Below are 19,937 nucleotides of genomic sequence, written 5' to 3' on the forward strand. Positions count from 1 at the left end.
TGAATTATTGATTCAGCGTGGCAGGCGCTGGGGATGGAGTGGCCGCGGCCAGGGTGTCGGCTTGAAACCCGCCGCCCAGTGCCTGCATCAATTGAATCGACAGATCGATCTGCTCGGCATTCAGGTTCGCCAACTGACGCTGGGTCTGGAGCAATTGCTGCTCGATGCTGAGCACATCCAGGTAGTTACCGATCCCGGATCCGTAACGCTGGACCACCGTGTTGTAAGAATCCTGGGCAATGTCGGTGGCGTGTTGCTGCGCGCCGATCTGCCGCCCAATGTCACGCAACTGGGAAATCGTGTCGCTGACATCCCCCAACGCTTTCACCAGCGTCTTGTTGTACTGCGCGACAGCGAGGTCATAGTCGGCGTCCCGCGCATCGAGGTTGGCGCGCAAGCGGCCGCCATCGAAGATCGGTAACGACACGGTGGGCATAATGTTGAAAAAGCGGCTCGCCGAGCCAAACATCGCGTCACCCAACAACGACTCGGTACCGGCGGCCGCGCTCAGGTTGAGATTCGGGTAGAACTTGGTTTTACCGGCATCGATATTTTTGCTCGCTGCCTCGACTCGCCAGCGTGCGGCGATCAGGTCCGGGCGACGACCGAGCAACTCGGCCGGCAGCGTCGATGGCAACGCCACGGCGCTGGCCTGAAGGACTTTCGGCCGGGCAATTTCATTGCCGCGATCCGGGCCTTTTCCAAGCAACACGGCCAGAGCGATTTTCGCGCTCTGAAGGGTCTTTTCGGCGTCGATCAACGTGGCTTCGGAACTGGCTTCCAGGCTTTCGGTTTGCTGATACTGGTATTGGCTGTCGATGCCGGAGCTCAGCCGACGCTTGCTCAGATCGAGCATTTGCCGAGTGCGCTTGAGGTCATCATTAGCCAGGTCATTGACGATATGAGCCTGGCCCAGGTTGCTGTAGGCGCGGGCAACATCGGCCGACAAGGTCAGTTGCGCGGCTTGCTGATCGACTTCGGCAGCACGGGCCTGGCCCAGCGCCGCTTCCCAGGTGGCACGCTGGCCGCCCCAGAGGTCGAAGGTGTAATTGAAGCTGGCGCCGATACTGCGCACCGTGGAGTAAGTGCCACCCACGCCGGTCGGATCCTTGTCGCGAGCCAACCGCGAGCGGCTGACGCTGGCGCTGGCATCGAGCGTCGGCATCCGCGCGGCGTCGGCAGCATAGGCGGCAGCGCTGGCCTGGTGGGCGCGAGCGTCGGCGATCTGCATGTCCGGACTGTCGTGCAGGGCTTCACGGATCAGACCGTCGAGCTGTGGGTCGCCGAGGTTTTTCCACCAATCGCTTTTCGGCCAGGCCGCCGGCGAAAGCGTGACGCCGTTGAGGGATTGCCCGGCCTTGAGGGTTTTCGCATCAAGGCTCACGCCCTGAGTGTTCAGGCCGCTGTAGCTGGCACACCCGGCCAGGCTCATGGCCACCAGCATCAGGCTGAGGCCGGTACGCAAGGTTTGACTGCTCATTTGTCACCTACCCGCAGCAAAGTGATCGAGTCACCGGCCGCCAGCAAAATTTTCTTCAGGATCTGCTCCAGGGTTTTCAACTCTTCCGGAGTGATGGCGCCTGCCAGTTCGTTCATCGCCTCGGCACCGATATGCGGCAGACGGTCGGCCAGCGTCTGGCCCTCCTCGGTCAGCACCAGTTGCACCTGACGTCGGTCGCCTTCGGAGCGTTGGCGGACGAGAAATCCCTTCTGTTCCAGACGATCGAGCATGCGAGTCATCGAACCGCTGTCCAGCGACAGATGCCGACATAGCTCGGCCGGCGTGTCGACGCCGAACTGGGCCATGATGATCAGCACCTTGAACTGCGCGGCAGTGATGCCGTGAGGTTCCATGTGCGTGTCGATGATCCGGTCCTTGAGCAGCGCGGCGCGCCCGAGCAAGAGACCGAGGTGGCAATTCTGGAATTCGTCTGGAGTGAAATGCTTCATCTGACCACCCGTTAGCTGCCTAGGCAGGGAATGTATGTCCAGATGTTACTGCCTAGGCAGCGAATGTCAACGTAATAGTTAGGAGGCTTGGTAATTAGCTGATAAATGGCACAGTAGATCGTTCCCATGCTCCGCGTGGGAATCCCGCCATGGACGCTCTGCGTCCGCTTTGAAAGTGACGCGGAGCGTCACGGGATGCATTCCCACGCGGAGCATGGGAACGATCACTCAGAAGGAAGGACGGGAGGGTTAGAAATCCCGCTTGTAGAAGATATCCAGCGAACTGGCGACGCCGCTGGCGGCTTCCAGGTAGACCATTTTGCTCAGTTTGTAGCGCAGCGCGATGGTGTTTGCCGGTTCGAATACGCCGACCCCATAACGCAAACTGAGTTTTTCGGAGAGGTTGCCGCTGGCCACCACACTGGTGGTGGTGCCGCTGCCGTGAGTGTCGAGCTGGAAGTCCTGAATGCCCAAATCCTTGGCCAAACTGCCGGTCAGATCGGAACTGCCCATCAAGCCCAGCCCCAGCGCAGCTTGAGCGAGCATGTTGTTGTCTTCGCCATTGCTGCTCAGCGGACGTCCGAGCACCAGATAGGACAGTGCCTGCTCCTGGCTCATCGCCGGTTCCGAGAAGATCTGCGTGGTCGGCTGCTCGGCGCTGCCGCTCAGGCGAACACCGGCGATCACGTCGTCCGTCTGGCGCACTGCTTCGATGTCCAGATATGGCTGATCGATGGGGCCGGCAAACAACAGCCGCGCACGCCGTACCGTCAGGCGCTGGCCATAGGCGCGATAACGGCCATCGTTGAGCCAGAGCTCGCCACGAGTATCCATGTTGTCACCGATGTGTACCTGGCCTTGCAGGTTCGCCGTCAGACCGAAACCGGCAAAGCTGAGCTTGTCCTCGCCCACCACCACATCGATGTCCATCGCCATGGCCATCGGCGGTTTGCCCTCTTCAGTCTGGTGGCCGACGATCACCGTGTCATCGGAGACCTTGACCGTCGACGGCGGCAACTCACGCACGGTGATCTCACCCTTGGGCACATGCACCTTGCCGACAATCGCCAGTTTGTCGTTGTTGATCGAGATTTTCAGGTCCGGCGCTACTTCCAGCGCAGCGTACGGCTCGACCGTGACCGGCAGTTGAGTACCTTTAAGACTCAGATCCACCACCAACGCCTGGCCCCAGGCAACATGCCCACTCAAGCTACCCTGCCCGGCCTTGCCACTTTTCCAGCCGCCGTTGAGCTGCACGCTTTCGCCGGCAATCTGCGCCTGAAGCTGCAACGCCTCGAAACGCGTTGGCAGTTGTGGCCCGGAGATTTCACCGTCGCTGAGGGTCAGGTTGCCATTGACCTGCGGCGCCAGCAGCCCGCCAGACAAACTACCGCTGCCATTCAAGCGTCCGGTCAGTTTCTCGACCATCGGCACGAATGGTCGCGCCACCGACAGGTCCAGACCGCTCAGACGGAACGAGCCGTTCAGCGGTTTGCTCTTGGATAATGGATTGATCTGCGCCTGAACCATCAGTTCGCCCAACTTGCCACCGACGAAGTCGAGCTGCGTGTCGATGCGTTTCGGGTTCAGGGTGCTGGTCAGTTTCAGCGTCTGATAAGGGAAATCCAGCCACTGATCCTTTTCCTCCATCCGCAGCGTACCGCCGCTGGCATCGACCATGATCTGGCCTTTCGGGCCGCTGGCCGGCAGGTCGAGTTGCACATCGGCGTTGAGCTTGCCGTGCCAGGCGAAGTCTTTCGGCAACCATTGCGCGAGACTGTCAATCGGGAACTGCTTGAGGTGGTAACGCAGTTTCGGCTCGGGCATCAGTCGCTGGTCTTCACCGCACAGGCTGGCCGGCCCGGACATCCAGCAATGGGCGCCAAAGGTCAGCTTGCCATCGGCCAGACGTTCGATTTTTGCCGGACTTTGCAGCTTCCAGTCCTGACCGCCGGCCTGTATATCGCCACTGGCCAAGCGTCCGCGCCAATTGCCTTTATCCAGATTACCGTCGAGTCCCAGCGCCAGCTTCAGCAACGGACCTTGCAGATCCAGTTGCAGCTTCTGGCTTTTGATGTCGCCCTGACCGCTGGCAGTCAGCGTGCCCAGTTGAGTGTCGCCGGCCTGAATGCCGCTGCCCTTGAGGTCGATCTTTGCTCGCTGCGCGCTGTCGAGGTTGGCGTCGAGATTCAGGCTTTGCAGGCGATTATCGTTGAACGCCAACTGCATGCCTTGCAGGCTGAGTTTGCCTTGCGGTGCCTTGAGGTTGCCAGCAACGTCGACCCTACCGTTGAGCTGACCACGCAACTGCGGCCAGAGCTGGCCGAGACGCGGTGCCTTGATGTCGATCTGGCCGGCGAGTTTCTGTTGCAGGCTGCCGCTGCCGTCAATGCGGTTGTCGCCGAGACGGATGTGCAGCGCGCTCAGGCTCCAGCGCTCGCCCGCACCGTCGGCCTTGGCTTGCAGGACCGCCGGCTGACCGCGCAGTTTGCCCTTGAGGTCGAGGTCAGCGTTGAGGCTCAGTTGTTGGTTTTTCATCTCACCCTTGCTGCGCAAAGGACCGGCCAGGGTTCCCGGCAGCTCCGCCAGCCAATACGCCGGGTTGATCGCCGACAGGTCCAGCGCGGTGTCCCAGGCGACGCCATCGGCGAACTGCAGGTTCAAATACCCTTCGGCCTTGCCCTGCCCGGCAGCCAGTTTGAATTCTGGCAGGAAGATTTTCGTCAGGTCGCCGCTGAACGGGCTGCTCAAGCTGAACGCTCCGGCCGGGCCATCCAGCGCCGCCTTGAAGTTGCCCAGATAGTTGCCGTCACGGTACGACACCTCACCATTGAAGCTGCGCAGCGCCACCTGAGGTTCGTCGATCAACGGGTACAGCCGATGCCACGGGAAGTCCAGCCAATCGATTTTCGCCTCGGCACTCAAGCCCTCGGACCAATCGAGTTGCCCGCTCAGTTTCAGGTTTTGCGTGTCGCTGGCGCTCAGATCAAGCCCGGCGATCTGCGCGCCCTTGGCGTCAACCTTGCCTTGCAGCAGCAATGCGACCGGGCCTTGCTCGGCAGGCAATGTCGCCTTGCCGAGCAATTGGTAACCGTTTTTCAGATCACCGTTGCCGGTCAGTTCCAACTGATTGAGCTGCAAGGTGTCCGGCAAGTCGGCGCTGGCCTTGAAGCCATCGGCGGTAATCCGCACCTTGGCCGGCAGGTTCTCCACCAGCGGTTGCAGCTCACCCGTCAGTTGGCCTTGCAGATAGCCGCTGCTGTCAGCCTTGAGGTTCAGGGTTTTCAGCAAGTCGCCGTCGATCTTCAGCGCCAGCGCCCAGGGTGTTTTACCCGGCGCCGGCAGCGTCAGCTGGCCTTCGGCACTGAGCGGCCAGTTGCCGGTCGGTTGCAACAGCCCGGACAAATCCAGGCTGAGGTCATCGCGTTGCAGGTGTACGGAGTCGATCTGTAAGCCCTTGGCAGTCCAGTGCGCGGCCAGTTGCAGGTCTTTTAGCTGCTCGCTGCCGTTGAGCAACAGGCTGCCGATCTGCACCTCACCCAACTGGATTGCCACCGGTAGCTTCAACTCAGGCAGGCTGATCGGCCCGCTGCTGGCTTCGCTGCTCGGGGCAAACTGCAGAATCACCTGCTGAACCTTCAATTGTTCGATGCACAGGGTCATGCGCAGCAGGCACAGTGGCGACCAGGCGAGCACTGGCTTACTCAGTTCAACCCGACTGCCCGCTTGCTGCCAGAGCAGATGATCGGCACTCCACTGGCCGCCCAGGCGACCCTGGAAGTTCTCCACGGTCAAACCCGGCACCTGGCCCAGCGCCCAACGGCTGCCGGTTTGCGTTCCGAGCAAGGCACCGACTGTCAGCACCAGCAACACCACCAGCGAGAGCATCGCCAGCAGCGCTATTTTCAAACCACGCTTCACAGCTCAGGCCCCATGGAAAAGTGCAAACGAATACCACCGGGTTCATCCAGCGCATGGGCCAGGTCGAGGCGGATCGGCCCGACTGGCGAGACCCAGCGCACGCCAACGCCGACCCCGGTCTTGAGGCTCGGCAGCTCCAGCGTGTTAAACGAGTTGCCCTGATCGACAAAGGTTGCGATCCGCCATTTTTCGGCGATGGAATATTGATACTCGACACTGCCCGCCACCATGTAACGCCCACCCACGCGATCGCCAGCGGAGTTTACCGGGGACAGGCTCTGATAGTCGTAACCGCGAACGCTCTGATCGCCACCGGCGAAGAAGCGCAATGACGGTGGAATGGTTCGATAGCCATTGGTGGCACTACCACCGAACTGCGCGCGAGCGAGGAACCGATGGTTGTCCCACACCGTGGTGATGCCTTTGATCAATGCGGTGCCATACACCACGTTGGTGTCCGAACCCAACCCTTCCTTGGCCACCTTGCTCTCGAATTGCAGGCGATAACCGTTGTGCGGGTCGATGCGGTTGTCGCTGCGCAAATAGGAATAACTGATGCCGGGCATCAGCAAGGTACTCAGGCCCGAATCGTCGCCGAGGCGGTATTCCTCACGCTGCCATTTCAACGAAATCACCCGCTGCCAGCCGCTGGGCAACTTGCTGTGCCATTCAGGGCCCAGGGTCAGCAACTTGCTCAAGCTGTCGGTATTGGCCAGCTCTTCATATTGATAACCACCGGCAAAGCGCAGTTTGTCGGTCAGCGGCGGATCCAGTGGCACGTCGTACCAGAGGCCGACGTTCTGCCGTGGCGCCGAGACTTCCGCTTCCCAGCCATAACTGTGGCCTTGCGCATTGACCCAGTGCCGGGTCCAGTTGGCCTTGGCCCGTGGCCCGACGTCGGTGGAAAACCCCAAGCCCAGGCCCATGGTGCGCGGCTTGCGCGTGTCGAGTTTGACCGCTACCGGAATCACGTCGTTGGCCGCAGCGGTCGGTGCCGCATCCACCCGCACCGCGTCGAAATAACCGCTCGTTTGCAACGCCTGATTGAGTTCGGCGATCAGTTCGGAGTCATACGGGGCGCCGCTCTTGAACGGCACCATGCGTTGCAGCAGGTCTTCGTCGAATGGGGTATCGCCAGTAAAACTGACCTTGCCCAAGGCATAACGCGGGCCGCTGTCGTAAATCAGCTCGATGTCCGCGACACCGGCACGCGGGTCGACCAACAACTTCTGGCTGGTAAAGCGCCCACTGAAAAAGCCGAAGCGCGAAGCCTGATTCTGGATCAGCCGCTTGGCGTCTTCGTAATGGCCGTGATTGAGTACAGCCCCGGATTTGAGCAGATCGCTCTTGGGCACACGAAAGGATTTGAGGGCGGCAGCCGGACCATCGACACGAATGGTCACGTTGCGCAAACGCACCGGCTCGCCGGGGTCGACGTTCAACACCAACCGTGGCGACTTGCCGTTTTTGACTTCGCTTTCTATATGGGGCTGGTAATAACCCAAGGCCTGGGCGGCCTTGCGTGCCTGCTCTTCGGCGCCACGACGAAAGCGCAACAGGGCTTCTTCATCGCGATCGCCGAGGCTGCCGATATAGCCCTCTATATTGGCCTTCAGTTCATCGTTGGACGGTTTGATCCTGACGTCCAATTCACTTTGCGCCAGGGCCGCTACGCTGCTGAACAGCACGAGCAAGCCACTGGTAATTCTTCCTGGAAACTTCATAGGCGCGGATGCTATCACGAGCGTGGGAGCGTGATAGAGCGAACAATCTGAACAATAGTTCGACCTCAACCTGTTGCGCTATGTAACACCTGAGGATTGGCGTGGAAAAACACGTGTTCGAGAACCGGCCCTACAGCCACCTCACCAATCTCCTCATAACCCTGACGTTTATAGAACTCCAGATAACGCGGATTTCCCGTGTCGAGTACCACCCCTTGGGAATGCTCATCGACGGCGCACCAGTTATGCACGGCTTCGAGCAACTGCTCGCCAAAGTGCTGGCCCTGAAACTCCGGATGAATCCCCAGCAACGGCAGAACATGCACCGAGTCCGATGGCAGGCACGCCGCCACCGCCGCGTGATACTCCAGATAACGTCGGGTGCAACGCAATCCGGTGCTGAGCACCATCCGCAAGCGCCAGGCCCAACTCTCGGTGATGCCCAGGCGACGTTGCGGCGGCGCGATCAGCGCAATGCCGATCAGCCGGTCATTGACCAGCAGACCGATCGCCGGCAATTCCTGCACAAAATGCTGTTCGACCAGTTCGCGTACCGTGGCCCGGATCCGGTGCTCGTAGCCAGGGCGCTCGGCTTCGAACAGGAACTTGAAGGTCGGCTCATGTCGATAGGCGTGGTACAGCAAGGAGCGTGCTTCGTGCGAATAGCCACTGTCGAGCCTATGAACATCGGCAATCGTGGTAGAGGTTTCAGGCATGACGGCTTATCTCCCCTGGGCGAGACTCAAATGGCCCCGTTCTTATAAGTACGAACCCGCTACAGCGGTGATCGTTCCCACACTAAAGGACATTAGCAGTGCATCTGACCTACCGCCACGCTGGCCCCCGTCCTGCATGTCAGCTAGCATCGCAGTTTTGCCAGGACTGCCGACCATGAAGATCGTCTCGTTCAACATCAATGGCCTGCGCGCCCGCCCCCATCAGCTCGCGGCACTGATCGAGAAGCACCAGCCGGACGTCATCGGTTTGCAGGAAACCAAGGTGCACGACGACCAGTTCCCGCTCGCCGAGGTTCAGGCGCTGGGCTATCACGTGTATTACCACGGCCAAAAAGGTCATTACGGCGTCGCCCTGCTGTCACGTCAGGAGCCACTCGCGCTGCACAAAGGCTTTGCCAGCGATGAAGAAGACGCCCAGCGCCGCTTCATCTGGGGCACATTCGCCGATGCCAACGGCGTGCCGGTGACCATCATGAACGGCTATTTCCCACAAGGTGAAAACCGCGACCATCCGACCAAGTTCCCGGCCAAGGAGCGCTTCTACAACGATTTGCAGACGCTGCTCGAAAGCCAATTTCGCAATGACCAGCCGCTGGTGGTAATGGGCGATGTGAACATTTCCCCGGAAGATTGCGACATCGGCATCGGCCCGGACAACATGAAGCGCTGGCTGAAAACCGGCAAATGCAGCTTCTTGCCGGAAGAGCGCGAGTGGATGGCCCGTTTGAAGAACTGGGGCCTGGTGGACAGTTTCCGGCACCTGAACCCGGACGTAACGGATCGCTTCAGCTGGTTCGACTACCGCAGCCGCGGCTTTGAAGACGAGCCCAAGCGCGGCCTGCGCATCGACTTGATCATGGCGTCCCAAGGGTTATTGCCACGGGTCAAGGCGGCCGGGGTCGACTACGAACTGCGCGGCATGGACAAACCCTCGGACCATGCGCCGATCTGGCTTGAACTGAGCTGAGAGATGTAGATCCCGGTGCAGACGCGGGCAAACCCGCGTCTGCGCACAGGGCGCGTTGACGATTACGAATAGCGCAACGCGGTCGCCGGCTCGATCTTCGCTGCGCGCCAGGCCGGGTATACCGTGGCCAGGAAGCTCATAATGAAGCCCGCCGAGCAGATCAGCAGCACATCACCGCCCTGCAGCTCCGATGGCAAGTTGCTGACGAAGTACACGTCGGAACTGAAGATATGCTGCCCGGTCACCCGCTCCAGCCAGCCCACCAGCTCACTCACGTTCAACGCGGCGATCACCCCGAGGACGCCGCCAATCAGCGTGCCGACGATGCCGATCACCGTACCCTGAACCATGAAGATCGCCATGATCTGCCGAGGCGTGGCGCCGATGGTCCGCAGGATCGCGATGTCGGCACCCTTGTCGTTCACCACCATGATCAAGGTGGCGATGATGTTGAACGCAGCGACCGCCACGATCATCAGCAGCAACAGGCCGATCATGGTTTTTTCCATTTTCATGGCGCTGAACAGACTGCCCTGAGTGTGGGTCCAATCGTCGGCCTTGAAGTCGGCGCCCAGGCCACCAGCAATGTCTGACGAGACCTTGGGTGCGGCGTACAGGTCTTTCACCGCCAGGCGCACGCTTTGCACCTGATTCGGTTCCCAATGCTGCATTTGCGCCGCATCGGCGACATGAATCAGCGCCATCGAGCCGTCCAGCTCTGCGCCGACCTTGAACACCCCGACCACGTTCAGCCGCTGCATGCGCGGCGTGATGCCGCCCGGTGCGGTGCTGACTTCCGGCACGATCAGGGTGATCTTGTCGCCGACGTTCAAGCGGAAACGCCGTGCAGTGATTTCACCGACCACCACCCCGAACTCGCCCGGCTTCAGGTCCTCCAGGCGCCCCTGCACAATGTGCTGGGCGACGATGGACACCTTGCCTTCCTGCGCCGGATCAACGCCGCTGATCTGGATCGGCTGCATCGAACCCTTGTACGACAGCATGCCTTCCATCTCGGTGAACGGCACGGCGGCCGTCACTTCAGGGTTCTTCATGGCGGCGGCCGCAACGGGTTGCCAATCGTCGATCGGCTTGACGCCAACGATGGTCGCGTGGGGCACCATGCCGAGGATGCGCGAGCTCATTTCGCGCTGGAAGCCGTTCATCACCGACAACACCACGATCATCGCCAGCACGCCCAGGGCGAGGCCGATCATCGAGGTCATCGAGATAAACGAAACAAAGCGATTGCGGCGCTTGGCGCGGGTATAGCGCGTGCCGATAAAGATCGATAACGGTCTGAACATTCGCTGGGGCACCGTATAAAAATAAAAGACCCGACACGCTTTTCAGTCGTGCCGGGTTTCGGCCAATCAGATGGGCGTCAGGCGACCTTCCTGCAGGTGCAGGACGCGATCCATCTGGCGAGCCAGGTTCATGTCGTGAGTCACCACCAGGAACGCGGTGCGCATCGAGGTGCTGAGTTCCAGCATCAAATCCTGAATGCCCTGGGCGGTGTGGGAGTCGAGGTTGCCGGTCGGCTCATCGAGCATCACCAGCCCTGGCTTGTTCACCAGCGCCCGGGCGATGGCCACGCGCTGACGTTCGCCACCGGACAGTTCGGCTGGTTTGTGTTCCAGACGATGGCCCAGCCCTACCCGCTCCAGCAAGGCCGTGGCGCGCTGACGGGCTTCCGGGATCGCGGTGCGGCCGATCAACAGCGGCATGCAGACGTTTTCCAGCGCGGTGAACTCGGGCAACAAGTGGTGGAACTGATAAACGAAGCCCAGCGAGCGGTTACGCAACAAGCCGCGGGCCTTTTCGTTGAGTGCCGACAGCTCTTCACCGGCCAGCCAGACGCTGCCCTTGGTCGGCGTATCGAGGCCGCCGAGCAGGTTGAGCAAGGTACTCTTGCCGGAACCGGAGGTACCGACAATCGCCACGCGCTCACCCGGATGCAGCTCCAGCTGCAAACCGGACAACACCACCACCGACTCCGGGCCTTCCTCGTAGGATTTACCCAGATCGCGGCAACTCAAGACTGCTTTAGTACTCATACCCAAATCACTCATAACGTAGCGCCTCCGCAGGCTGGGTGCGCGCAGCACGCCAGGCTGGATACAGGGTGGCGAGGAAACTCAGGACCAACGCCGCGCCGCAGACCATCAATACGTCTTCAGCCATCAGTTGCGACGGCAGGTAGTCGATGAAGTACACATCGGCGTTAAGGAATTTGTGCCCGATCAGGCCTTCGAGGACGGAAATCGCGGCGCTGACATTCAGCGCGGCGAACATCCCGACCACCGCACCGATTGCCGTGCCGACCACGCCGATCACCGTGCCCTGGACCATGAAGATCGCCATGATCTGACCCGGCGTGGAACCGAGGGTCCGCAGGATCGCGATGTCGCCCTTCTTGTCGTTCACCACCATCACCAGCGTGGAAATGATGTTGAACGCGGCCACTGCAACGATCAGCAACAACAGCAGTCCGATCATGGCTTTTTCCATGCGGATCGCCTGATACAGATTGCCGTGGGTGCGGGTCCAGTCGCGGGCGTAGTAATGGTCTCCGTCCAGGTTTTGGGCGATGTTCCATGCAGTGCGAGGCGCCTGGAACAAATCGTCGAACTTCAACCGCAAGCCCTGGACCTGGTCCGGCTTCCAGCGATGCAGACGCGCCAGATCATCAAGATTGGTCAGGCCCAGATAGCCGTCCAGTTCACCGGCGCCGACATGGAAGATGCCGACCACGGTGAAGCGCTTCATCCGCGGGAACATCCCGGCCGGGGTCACAGTGACCTCCGGGGCGACGAAAGTCAGCTTGTCGCCAAGCCCGACGCCGAGCTTGGTCGCAGCCTTGTCACCGATCACGATGCCGAAGCTGCCCGGCGACAAGTCGTCGAGTTTGCCCTGCGTCATGAAGTTGTCGATGATCGAGACTTTGCGCTCCTGAGCCGGGTCGACGGCATTAAGCAGGACTTTCTGCACCTGACCGTTGTTGGTCAGCAAACCCTGCATCTGGGTGAACGGCGCAACCGCCACCACCTGCGGGTTCTGCTGGACCTTGGCGGCCAGGCTTTGCCAGTCGCTGATAGGCTCACCGGACTCGATGGTCGCGTGGGGCACCATGCCCAGCACGCGGGTGCGCATCTCATGATCGAAGCCGTTCATTACCGATAGCACCACGATCATCACGACCACGCCAAGGGCGAGTCCGATCATCGAGGTCAGGGAAATGAACGACACAAAATGATTGCGACGCTTTGCACGGGTATAACGCGTGCCGATAAATACGAAGAGAGGTCTGAACATGTCGGGGCTTGTTCGGAGGGAAAAGGAACGTCCTTGTGGCGGGGGTCGATAACCAGCTTTACACTCAGACCACCGCCGCTACCATGGGTTCGCCATGTCGACATTAGATGAAGAAGATCGCCGCGAATACTACCGTATCGAGGACACGATCGCACTGGAAATTCGGCCCCTGTCTGCCCCCGAAGCCGCAGGCCAGGAAGTGTTGCAGGATGCTTCCCCGCTGTTCAACCTGCTCAGCGAACTGCACCTGAGCGAATTCGAGTCGCAGCACTTGTTGCGCCAGATCAGTGAGCGGGATCGAAACACCGCCAACTATCTGAAGGTAATGAACAAGCGCATCGACCTGCTGAGCCAGGTCGTGGCACAAACCGTGCTCGGCAAGTTCGGCGAACCGCAGCACGTGGTGCTGTCGGAAGGCGGTATCGAGTTCGAGCACCACGTCGCCTACCCGGCCGGTAGCCATGTGGCGATCAAGCTGTTGCTGATGCCGCAAGCGCTGGGCCTGCTGTTGCGAGCCAAGATCACTCACTGTGAACCGGAAAGCTTCGGCACCTTTGCAATCGGCACCGAGTTCGAAGCCCTGACCGATGCGCAACGACAGCTGTTGGCCCGCTATATCTTGCAGAGACAGGCCCATGATCGACGTCTTGCACGCGAGCAAAACGAATCAGGCAATTAATTAAGGAAGAACCGTGACCCTAATCTACGGCCACCGCGGCGCCAAAGGCGAAGCACCGGAAAACACCCTGACCAGTTTCCAGCAATGCCTCAAGCACGGCGTACGCCGATGCGAACTGGACCTGCACCTGTCCATGGACGGTGAGTTGATGGTCATCCACGACCCGACACTCAAGCGCACCACCGAGCGGCGCGGCAAGGTGGTCGAGCATTCGGCGGCGGAGCTTGCGACCTATGACGCACGCAAGGGCGGCCCGGGCTGGATCAAGCCCTGCCCGATTCCTACGCTGGAAGAACTGTTCGAAAAGTGCGATTTCGAGCACTGGCAACTCGAAGTCAAAAGTGCTTCACGCACCCGTGCCGCGACCACCGTGCTGGCGATTCGCGAAATGGCGCAACGTTTCGGCCTGCTGGACAAGGTCACCATCACCTCGAGCTCGCGCGAAGTGCTGAAAGCCGCAGTGGATCTGGTTCCGGATGTGTCCCGTGGACTGGTCGCCGAATACGCCTGGCTCGACCCGCTGAAGGTCGCGCAGGGTTATGGCTGTGAGATCCTGGCGCTGAACTGGACCCTGTGTACGCCGGAACGCCTGCAGAAGGCGCAGCGTCAAGGGCTGCATGTGTCGGTATGGACAGTCAACGAACCTGCGCTGATGCGCAGGCTCGCTGATTTCGGCGTTGACAGCCTGATTACAGACTTTCCCGGTTTGGCCAGCGCCACGCTCGAGAATTGCTGAAATCGGTCTCCCCGGCCGGCTCAGGCCACCGGCCGGAGCCGCTCAAAAAAGCCGGTTGAGGCCGTCGTAGGCCGCTACCCGATAGGCTTCGGCCATGGTCGGGTAGTTGAACGTGGTGTTGACGAAGTACTTCAACGTGTTCAGTTCGCCCGGCTGGTTCATGATCGCCTGACCGATGTGAACGATCTCCGACGCCTGATAACCGAAGCAGTGAACGCCGAGCACTTCCAGCGTTTCGCGATGGAACAGGATCTTCAGCATGCCTTGCGGCTCACCGGCGATCTGCGCACGCGCCATGCTCTTGAAGAACGCCTTGCCGACTTCGTACGGCACTTTGGCCTGGGTCAGCTCTTGCTCGTTCTTGCCGATCGAGCTGATCTCCGGAATGGTGTAGATCCCGGTCGGTACGTCATTGACGAAGCGCCAGCTGCCATTGTCGACAATGCTGCCAGCCGCCGAACGCCCTTGGTCGTGAGCGGCACTGGCCAGGCTCGGCCAGCCGATCACGTCGCCTGCACCGTAGATGTTCTGTATGCAGGTGCGATAGTTCTCGTCGACTTCAATCTGGCCACGGCTGTTGACCTTCACGCCGATGTTCTCAAGACCCAATGCATCGGTGTTGCCGGTACGGCCGTTGCACCAGAGCAAGGCGTCGGCCTTGATCTTCTTGCCGGACTTGAGGTGCAGGATCACCCCGTTGTCCACGCCTTCAACACGATCGTAATCTTCGTTGTGGCGCACGGTGATGTTGTTGTTGCTGAAGTGGTAGCTCAACGCCTGGGAGATTTCCGAGTCGAGGAAGCTCAGCAGTTGACCGCGGTTGTCCACCAGCTCTACCAGCACGCCCAGACCACTGAAGATCGAAGCGTATTCGCAACCAATCACGCCGGCGCCGTAAACGATGAGTTTGCGCGGGGTGTGGCCGAGGCTGAGGATAGTGTCGCTATCGTAGATACGCGGGTGGTGGAAATCGATGTCGGCCGGGCGATACGGACGCGAACCGGTGGCGATGATGATGTGCTTGGCCACCAGTTTTTCGACCACGCCGTTGGCGCAGACCACTTCGATGGTTTGCTCGTCAGCGAAGCTGCCAGTGCCGAAGAACACGTCAACCCGATTGCGCGCGTAGTAACCGGTGCGCGAGGCGACTTGTTTGGAAATGACTTTTTCTGCGCTTTTCAGCACGTCCGGGAACGAGAACCAGCGCGGCTCACCAATGGCCCGGAACATCGGGTTGGTGTTGAACTGCATGATCTGCCGGACCGAGTGACGCAAGGCCTTGGACGGGATGGTGCCCAGGTGGGTGCAGTTGCCGCCGACCTGGCGACGACTATCGACCATCGCCACTTTGCGCCCTGCTTTGGCGGCGTTCATTGCCGCGCCTTCTCCCGCCGGGCCGGAACCCAGCACCACCACGTCGTAGTTGTAGACAGCCATGCGTACTCCTCAGAACAGGCCGCGGCGCCCCGTTGGCACCTGCGGCTAAATCATGCCGGCCTTGCGGCATGAAGGAACAATTTGGGGTCAGTCGAGAACCCGGACACAGTCTATAGAAGCGTCAACGCCGCGCACATTAACCCTTGGTCGCGTCGTAGGCTAGTTTTGCCTGCACTACAGCACCAGCAATTGATGCCAATGACGCCGTATTCACTTGGTTTTTTCGGCGTTCAGACGATCAAAAGCCTGACTGGTTCGCGTGACAAAGCCTGTATCGGTTCGAATCACAAAAAATGCACCGATGTCATGTTTCTCGGCGTAATCCCAACCACGCTCGGGGCCGAGAATCAGCAACAGCGACGATAAGCCATCGGCCATCAGCGTCGAAGGATGAATCACCGTGACGGACGCCAGGGTATGGGTGATCGGTGCACCGGTTAGGGCATCGAACGTGTGGGAATAGCGCCGGCCATCCTGCATGAAATAATTGCGGTAGTCGCCTGAGGTCGAAACACCGTTGCCGTTCAGCACAATCACCCGTTCGACAACCTGCTGGTCATCGCGCGGCTCCTCCAGCGCAATCTTCCAGGGCGTACCGTCGAGTTTCTTGCCGACGGCCTTGAGCTCGCCCGTGGCATCGGCGATGAAGCTGTCGATGCCCATTTCCTGCAACTTCGCAGCGATCCTGTCGATGGCGTACCCGGCGCCAATGCTGCCGAAGTCAACCTCGACCGGCGCGTCTTTGCACAACTGATCGCCTTCAATCCGCAGATGAGCATAACCGACGCGTTGTCGGGCCAGAGCCAAGGCCTCGGCGCTCGGGACTTTTTCATCGCGCGATTGTGGGCCAAACCCCCAAAGGTTCAGCAGCGGCTCCACCGTCAGGTCGTAGGAACCGTCGCTCGCCTCTGACAGTTGCTCGCCAACCTTGACCAACTGCAAGACCGGCGCCGGCATTGGCTGACAGCTATTGGCCGGCAAACCGTTGAAGCGCTCAATGTCGGAGTCACTGCGGTAGGTCGACATCTGCCGGTCGATCTCGGCCAGAATCAACTCGACCTGCTTCTGCACCTCGACCGGCCCGGGAGTACCCGGATGGCGGACGTATTTGATCGAATAAGTACTGCCCATGGTCGGGCCGCCAAAGCTTTCCATCGAGTCGCCATTGCCGCACCCCGACAGAACCCCCATCAATACCGCCAGACCAGCCAGCCGCCCGCTCAACACATTCACGCTCCCCCAATGCCCCCTGACAGAACGCCAAGGCTGTCCATTATGCGATAGAAGTGTGGGAGCGAGCTTGCTCGCGAAGAACGATAACGCGGTTTACCTGATAAACCGCAGCGCCCCCTTCGCGAGCAAGCTCGCTCCCACATGATCGGCGTTGCCCGCCTCATCGTTTTAATTCGTTCAAGTCCGTGAATCACACCGGCTAATGGCTATAACGTTTAAGCAGCACGCTAACTATTGGTTGCCTACCGTTCTTGTTACACATATCGTTACAAAACTGTTCGCGGCACCGGCACAGACCATACCCGGCAGTGAGGATGTTTCAAGACCAGGGATTTCTAACAAGACAGCCAAAGTGAGTAAGATCAAATGGCCTCGACTACGGGCAAAGGCAAAGCGATATTTCGCGTTGTCAGCGGCAACTTCCTAGAGATGTTCGACTTCATGGTCTACGGCTTCTATGCCACGGCCATCGCCAAAACCTTCTTCCCCGCCGACAGCGCTTTCGCTTCCTTGATGTTGTCGCTGGCGACCTTCGGTGCCGGCTTCCTGATGCGCCCACTGGGGGCGATTTTTCTCGGTGCCTACATCGACCGTCACGGCCGTCGCAAAGGCCTGATCATCACTCTCGCGCTGATGGCTGCCGGTACAGTGCTGATTGCCTGTGTGCCGGGTTATGCGACCCTTGGCGTCGCTGCGCCGCTGATCGTACTGTTCGGCCGCTTGCTGCAAGGCTTCTCGGCCGGCGTGGAACTGGGCGGTGTGTCGGTTTACCTGGCAGAAATCTCGACGCCTGGCCGTAAGGGCTTTTTTGTCAGCTGGCAGTCCGCCAGCCAACAAGCCGCCGTCGTATTTGCCGGTTTGCTGGGCGTAGGCCTCAACCACTGGCTGAGCCCTGAGCAAATGGGTGATTGGGGCTGGCGCGTACCGTTCCTGGTCGGCTGCATGATCGTTCCGGCGATTTTCATCATTCGTCGTTCGCTGGAAGAAACCCCTGAGTTCCAGGCGCGTAAACATCGCCCTTCCCTGCAGGAAATCGTCCGTTCGATTGGTCAGAACTTCGGTATCGTGCTGGCCGGCATGGCGCTGGTGGTGATGACCACCGTGTCGTTCTACCTGATCACCGCATACACCCCGACGTTCGGTAAAGCCGAACTGCATCTGTCGGACTTCGACGCGTTGCTGGTGACGGTGTGCATTGGTCTGTCGAACTTCTTCTGGTTGCCGGTAATGGGTGCGCTGTCCGACAAGATCGGTCGTAAACCGCTGCTGCTGGCGGCGACCATTCTGGCGATCCTGACCGCCTACCCGGCGCTGTCCTGGCTGGTAGCCAACCCGAGCTTTAGCCATCTGCTGATCGTCGAGTTGTGGCTGTCGTTCCTGTATGGCTCGTACAACGGCGCAATGGTCGTGGCCCTGACCGAAATCATGCCGATTGAAGTCCGCACCACCGGTTTCTCCCTGGCCTACAGCCTGGCGACCGCGACCTTCGGCGGCTTCACCCCGGCGGCCTGTACCTACCTGATCCACGTGCTGGACAACAAGGCTGCACCGGGCATCTGGTTGAGCGGCGCTGCGGTGCTTGGCCTGATCGCAACGCTGGTGCTGTTCCGTGGCAACCGGCATGAATTGCGCACCGCGCAGGCGGCTGTAGTCGGCGGCGCCCGCTAAATCGCCATCGCGAGCAAGCTCGCTCCCACAGGTTCAGCGGTGTTTACACAATCGTGATCACACCGCAATTCCAATGTGGGAGCGAGCTTGCTCGCGATGAGGCCAGCGCAAACACCCCACATCATCGATTCGCCATTTTCACAGACTGACTCCACCCCCCGCCCAGCGCCTTGTACAAGTCCACCTGATTGATCTCCCGCGCCAGCTCCAATTGCGCGAGCTTCTGCTGCGCGTCGAATAACGAACGCTGCGCATCCATCGTCGAGAAGTAGCTATCCATCCCCGCCTCGAAGCGCAATCGGGATTGTCGGTAGGCTTCCTGATAATCCCCCACCAGACGCTTCTGAGACTCGACCTGGGTGAGCATTTCCTGACGGGCGTTGAGGGCATTGGCAGCTTCGCGGAAAGCGTTCTGCACCGTGGCTTCGTACGCCGCCGCCTGCCCGTTGAACCGCGCATGGCTGGCGTCCACCTGCGCCTTTCGCGCACCGCCGTCGATCAGGGTCAACGACCCCGCCAGAGCCACCGACCAGAACTCGGCCGGCGCACTCAACAATCGCGAAAAATCACCGGTCAGGCCGCCTACCGCCGAGGTCAGCGAAAAGGTCGGGAAGTAAGCGCTACGAGCTGCGCCAATGTCCGCGTTGGTCGCTCGCAACAAGGCTTCGGCCGCCATGATGTCGGGCCGCCGCGCAATCAGTGACGACGGCAACCCGGCGGGCACATCGGCGGTTGCCAACTGCTCACCCAGCACGCCAGTGGGCAACAACCCAACCGGCACCGGCTGCCCGACCAACACCTGCAGCGCATTCATGTTCTGCGCCACCTGCATGCGGTACGTATTGATCTGAACCGCCGCCGTGTTGGTCTGCGCATCCGCCTGGTGAACATCGATTCGTGCACTGGAACCCAGGTTGTAGCTCTTGCGCAACAACTCACCGTAGTGGTCCTGGGACTTGTAGGTGTTTTGTGCGAGGTCGAGCAGATTCTGATTGGCCTTGAGGCTAAGCCAGGTGCTGGCCACTTCACCGATCAACGCCAGGCGAGCCGTCTGATAGTCCGCTTCGGTCGCCTCGAAGCGTGCGCCTGCGGCGTTTCGCTGACTGCGGATGCGCCCGAACAGGTCCAACTCGTAAGACGTGAAGCCACCGCTGGCCTGAAAGGTGTTGGACGTGCTGCCTGAACTGACGCCGCCTCCCTGCGTCCTGACCTGTGACGGAAACTTGCTGCGGCCGGCGTAGGTGTTGAGTCCGATGGAGGGAAACAGCCCGGATTCGGCACCGGCGTACCCTGCCCTCGCCTCCTCGACGCCCGCCTCGAACTGACGCAGGCTGCGATTGTTCTTCAACGCCAGGTCGATCAACTGGCGCAGTCGGTCATCGAGCACGAAGCCGTGCCAATCCTTGTCGAACGCCTGCTTGGCGCTGCAACAGTCACTGGCCGAACTGGCTGGCCATTGCTGATCGATCGGCGCCTCCGGTTTCTCGTATTTGGGTTCCAGAGAACAACCGCCGAGCAATAACAGCGACACGAAACATGAGGTGGATAAGCGTCTGTTCATGAGGCGCAC

Annotated in this window: 15 protein-coding genes; 4 read left to right on the forward strand and 11 right to left on the reverse strand. The window is 60.3% G+C overall.

Annotated features, from left to right (window positions below):
* Window positions 1-4: 4 nt before the first annotated feature.
* From AC1RKH_RS18960 to AC1RKH_RS18980, 5 genes are all read right to left on the reverse strand, one after another.
* Window positions 5-1,480 (reverse strand): efflux transporter outer membrane subunit, encoded by a 1,476-nt coding sequence (locus tag AC1RKH_RS18960; RefSeq protein ID WP_493061704.1) that lies wholly within the window; start codon window positions 1,478-1,480, stop codon window positions 5-7.
* Window positions 1,477-1,950: a MarR family winged helix-turn-helix transcriptional regulator gene (locus AC1RKH_RS18965; RefSeq protein WP_123425868.1), complete on the reverse strand. Its 474-nt coding sequence runs from the start codon at window positions 1,948-1,950 to the stop codon at window positions 1,477-1,479. Before AC1RKH_RS18965 ends, AC1RKH_RS18960 begins: the two co-directional genes overlap by 4 nt.
* Window positions 1,951-2,199: 249 nt before the next feature.
* Window positions 2,200-5,871, reverse strand: coding sequence for a translocation/assembly module TamB domain-containing protein (locus AC1RKH_RS18970; protein WP_493061703.1), 3,672 nt, complete (start codon window positions 5,869-5,871; stop codon window positions 2,200-2,202).
* Complete coding sequence (locus AC1RKH_RS18975) at window positions 5,868-7,595, reverse strand: autotransporter assembly complex protein TamA (RefSeq protein ID WP_493061702.1); 1,728 nt, start codon at window positions 7,593-7,595, stop codon at window positions 5,868-5,870. Before AC1RKH_RS18975 ends, AC1RKH_RS18970 begins: the two co-directional genes overlap by 4 nt.
* A gap of 65 nt (window positions 7,596-7,660) precedes the next feature.
* A complete protein-coding gene (locus tag AC1RKH_RS18980) occupies window positions 7,661-8,311 on the reverse strand; it encodes a GNAT family N-acetyltransferase (RefSeq protein ID WP_493061701.1) in 651 nt (216 codons plus the stop codon).
* Between the two features lie 175 nt (window positions 8,312-8,486).
* On the opposite strand from AC1RKH_RS18980, the gene xthA reads away from it, so the two are divergent.
* Window positions 8,487-9,299 (forward strand): exodeoxyribonuclease III, encoded by an 813-nt coding sequence (xthA, locus tag AC1RKH_RS18985; RefSeq protein WP_493061700.1) that lies wholly within the window; start codon window positions 8,487-8,489, stop codon window positions 9,297-9,299.
* A 62-nt stretch (window positions 9,300-9,361) separates the two neighbouring features.
* Here the strand turns inward: xthA and AC1RKH_RS18990 are convergent, their stop codons facing one another.
* The 3 genes from AC1RKH_RS18990 to AC1RKH_RS19000 all read right to left on the reverse strand — a co-directional run bounded on the left by AC1RKH_RS18990 (window position 9,362) and on the right by AC1RKH_RS19000 (window position 12,614).
* On the reverse strand, window positions 9,362-10,606 hold the full coding sequence (locus AC1RKH_RS18990) for a lipoprotein-releasing ABC transporter permease subunit (protein WP_493061699.1): 1,245 nt from the start codon (window positions 10,604-10,606) through the stop codon (window positions 9,362-9,364).
* Between the two features lie 66 nt (window positions 10,607-10,672).
* Window positions 10,673-11,356, reverse strand: a complete 684-nt coding sequence (lolD, locus tag AC1RKH_RS18995; protein ID WP_167368529.1) for a lipoprotein-releasing ABC transporter ATP-binding protein LolD — start codon at window positions 11,354-11,356, stop codon at window positions 10,673-10,675.
* A gap of 7 nt (window positions 11,357-11,363) precedes the next feature.
* The gene (locus AC1RKH_RS19000) at window positions 11,364-12,614 is read right to left on the reverse strand and encodes a lipoprotein-releasing ABC transporter permease subunit (RefSeq protein WP_493061698.1); all 1,251 of its coding nucleotides are present in this window, start codon (window positions 12,612-12,614) and stop codon (window positions 11,364-11,366) included.
* Between the two features lie 94 nt (window positions 12,615-12,708).
* Here AC1RKH_RS19000 and AC1RKH_RS19005 point away from each other — a divergent pair, with 94 nt between their 5' ends.
* On the forward strand, window positions 12,709-13,293 hold the full coding sequence (locus AC1RKH_RS19005; RefSeq protein WP_123425861.1) for a PilZ domain-containing protein: 585 nt from the start codon (window positions 12,709-12,711) through the stop codon (window positions 13,291-13,293).
* 13 nt (window positions 13,294-13,306) lie between these two features.
* Window positions 13,307-14,029: a glycerophosphodiester phosphodiesterase gene (locus tag AC1RKH_RS19010; protein ID WP_123425860.1), complete on the forward strand. Its 723-nt coding sequence runs from the start codon at window positions 13,307-13,309 to the stop codon at window positions 14,027-14,029.
* A gap of 42 nt (window positions 14,030-14,071) precedes the next feature.
* Here the strand turns inward: AC1RKH_RS19010 and sthA are convergent, their stop codons facing one another.
* A complete protein-coding gene (gene sthA / locus AC1RKH_RS19015; protein ID WP_123425859.1) occupies window positions 14,072-15,466 on the reverse strand; it encodes a Si-specific NAD(P)(+) transhydrogenase in 1,395 nt (464 codons plus the stop codon).
* 210 nt (window positions 15,467-15,676) lie between these two features.
* A complete protein-coding gene (locus AC1RKH_RS19020; protein WP_493061870.1) occupies window positions 15,677-16,657 on the reverse strand; it encodes an FAD:protein FMN transferase in 981 nt (326 codons plus the stop codon).
* Between the two features lie 408 nt (window positions 16,658-17,065).
* Between AC1RKH_RS19020 and AC1RKH_RS19025 the strand changes: the two genes are divergently transcribed.
* Complete coding sequence (locus tag AC1RKH_RS19025; protein ID WP_493061697.1) at window positions 17,066-18,367, forward strand: MFS transporter; 1,302 nt, start codon at window positions 17,066-17,068, stop codon at window positions 18,365-18,367.
* Window positions 18,368-18,488: 121 nt separating this feature from the next.
* Here the strand turns inward: AC1RKH_RS19025 and AC1RKH_RS19030 are convergent, their stop codons facing one another.
* Window positions 18,489-19,928 (reverse strand): efflux transporter outer membrane subunit, encoded by a 1,440-nt coding sequence (locus AC1RKH_RS19030; protein WP_493061696.1) that lies wholly within the window; start codon window positions 19,926-19,928, stop codon window positions 18,489-18,491.
* Window positions 19,929-19,937: the final 9 nt, after the last annotated feature.

The sequence above is a fragment of the Pseudomonas sp. GW822-FHT06B12 genome, assembly GCF_058799675.1.

Bases quoted from the DNA above. Each gene is read 5' to 3' on its own strand.
- AC1RKH_RS18960 (WP_493061704.1), bottom strand. From the start codon at position 1,480: ATGAGCAGTCAAACCTTGCGTACCGGCCTCAGCCTGATGCTGGTGGCC.
- AC1RKH_RS18965 (WP_123425868.1), bottom strand. From the start codon at position 1,950: ATGAAGCATTTCACTCCAGACGAATTCCAGAATTGCCACCTCGGTCTC.
- AC1RKH_RS18975 (WP_493061702.1), bottom strand. From the start codon at position 7,595: ATGAAGTTTCCAGGAAGAATTACCAGTGGCTTGCTCGTGCTGTTCAGC.
- AC1RKH_RS18980 (WP_493061701.1), bottom strand. From the start codon at position 8,311: ATGCCTGAAACCTCTACCACGATTGCCGATGTTCATAGGCTCGACAGT.
- xthA (WP_493061700.1), top strand. From the start codon at position 8,487: ATGAAGATCGTCTCGTTCAACATCAATGGCCTGCGCGCCCGCCCCCAT.
- AC1RKH_RS18990 (WP_493061699.1), bottom strand. From the start codon at position 10,606: ATGTTCAGACCGTTATCGATCTTTATCGGCACGCGCTATACCCGCGCC.
- lolD (WP_167368529.1), bottom strand. From the start codon at position 11,356: ATGAGTACTAAAGCAGTCTTGAGTTGCCGCGATCTGGGTAAATCCTAC.
- AC1RKH_RS19000 (WP_493061698.1), bottom strand. From the start codon at position 12,614: ATGTTCAGACCTCTCTTCGTATTTATCGGCACGCGTTATACCCGTGCA.
- AC1RKH_RS19005 (WP_123425861.1), top strand. From the start codon at position 12,709: ATGTCGACATTAGATGAAGAAGATCGCCGCGAATACTACCGTATCGAG.
- sthA (WP_123425859.1), bottom strand. From the start codon at position 15,466: ATGGCTGTCTACAACTACGACGTGGTGGTGCTGGGTTCCGGCCCGGCG.
- AC1RKH_RS19020 (WP_493061870.1), bottom strand. From the start codon at position 16,657: ATGGGGGTTCTGTCGGGGTGCGGCAATGGCGACTCGATGGAAAGCTTT.
- AC1RKH_RS19025 (WP_493061697.1), top strand. From the start codon at position 17,066: ATGGCCTCGACTACGGGCAAAGGCAAAGCGATATTTCGCGTTGTCAGC.
- AC1RKH_RS19030 (WP_493061696.1), bottom strand. From the start codon at position 19,928: ATGAACAGACGCTTATCCACCTCATGTTTCGTGTCGCTGTTATTGCTC.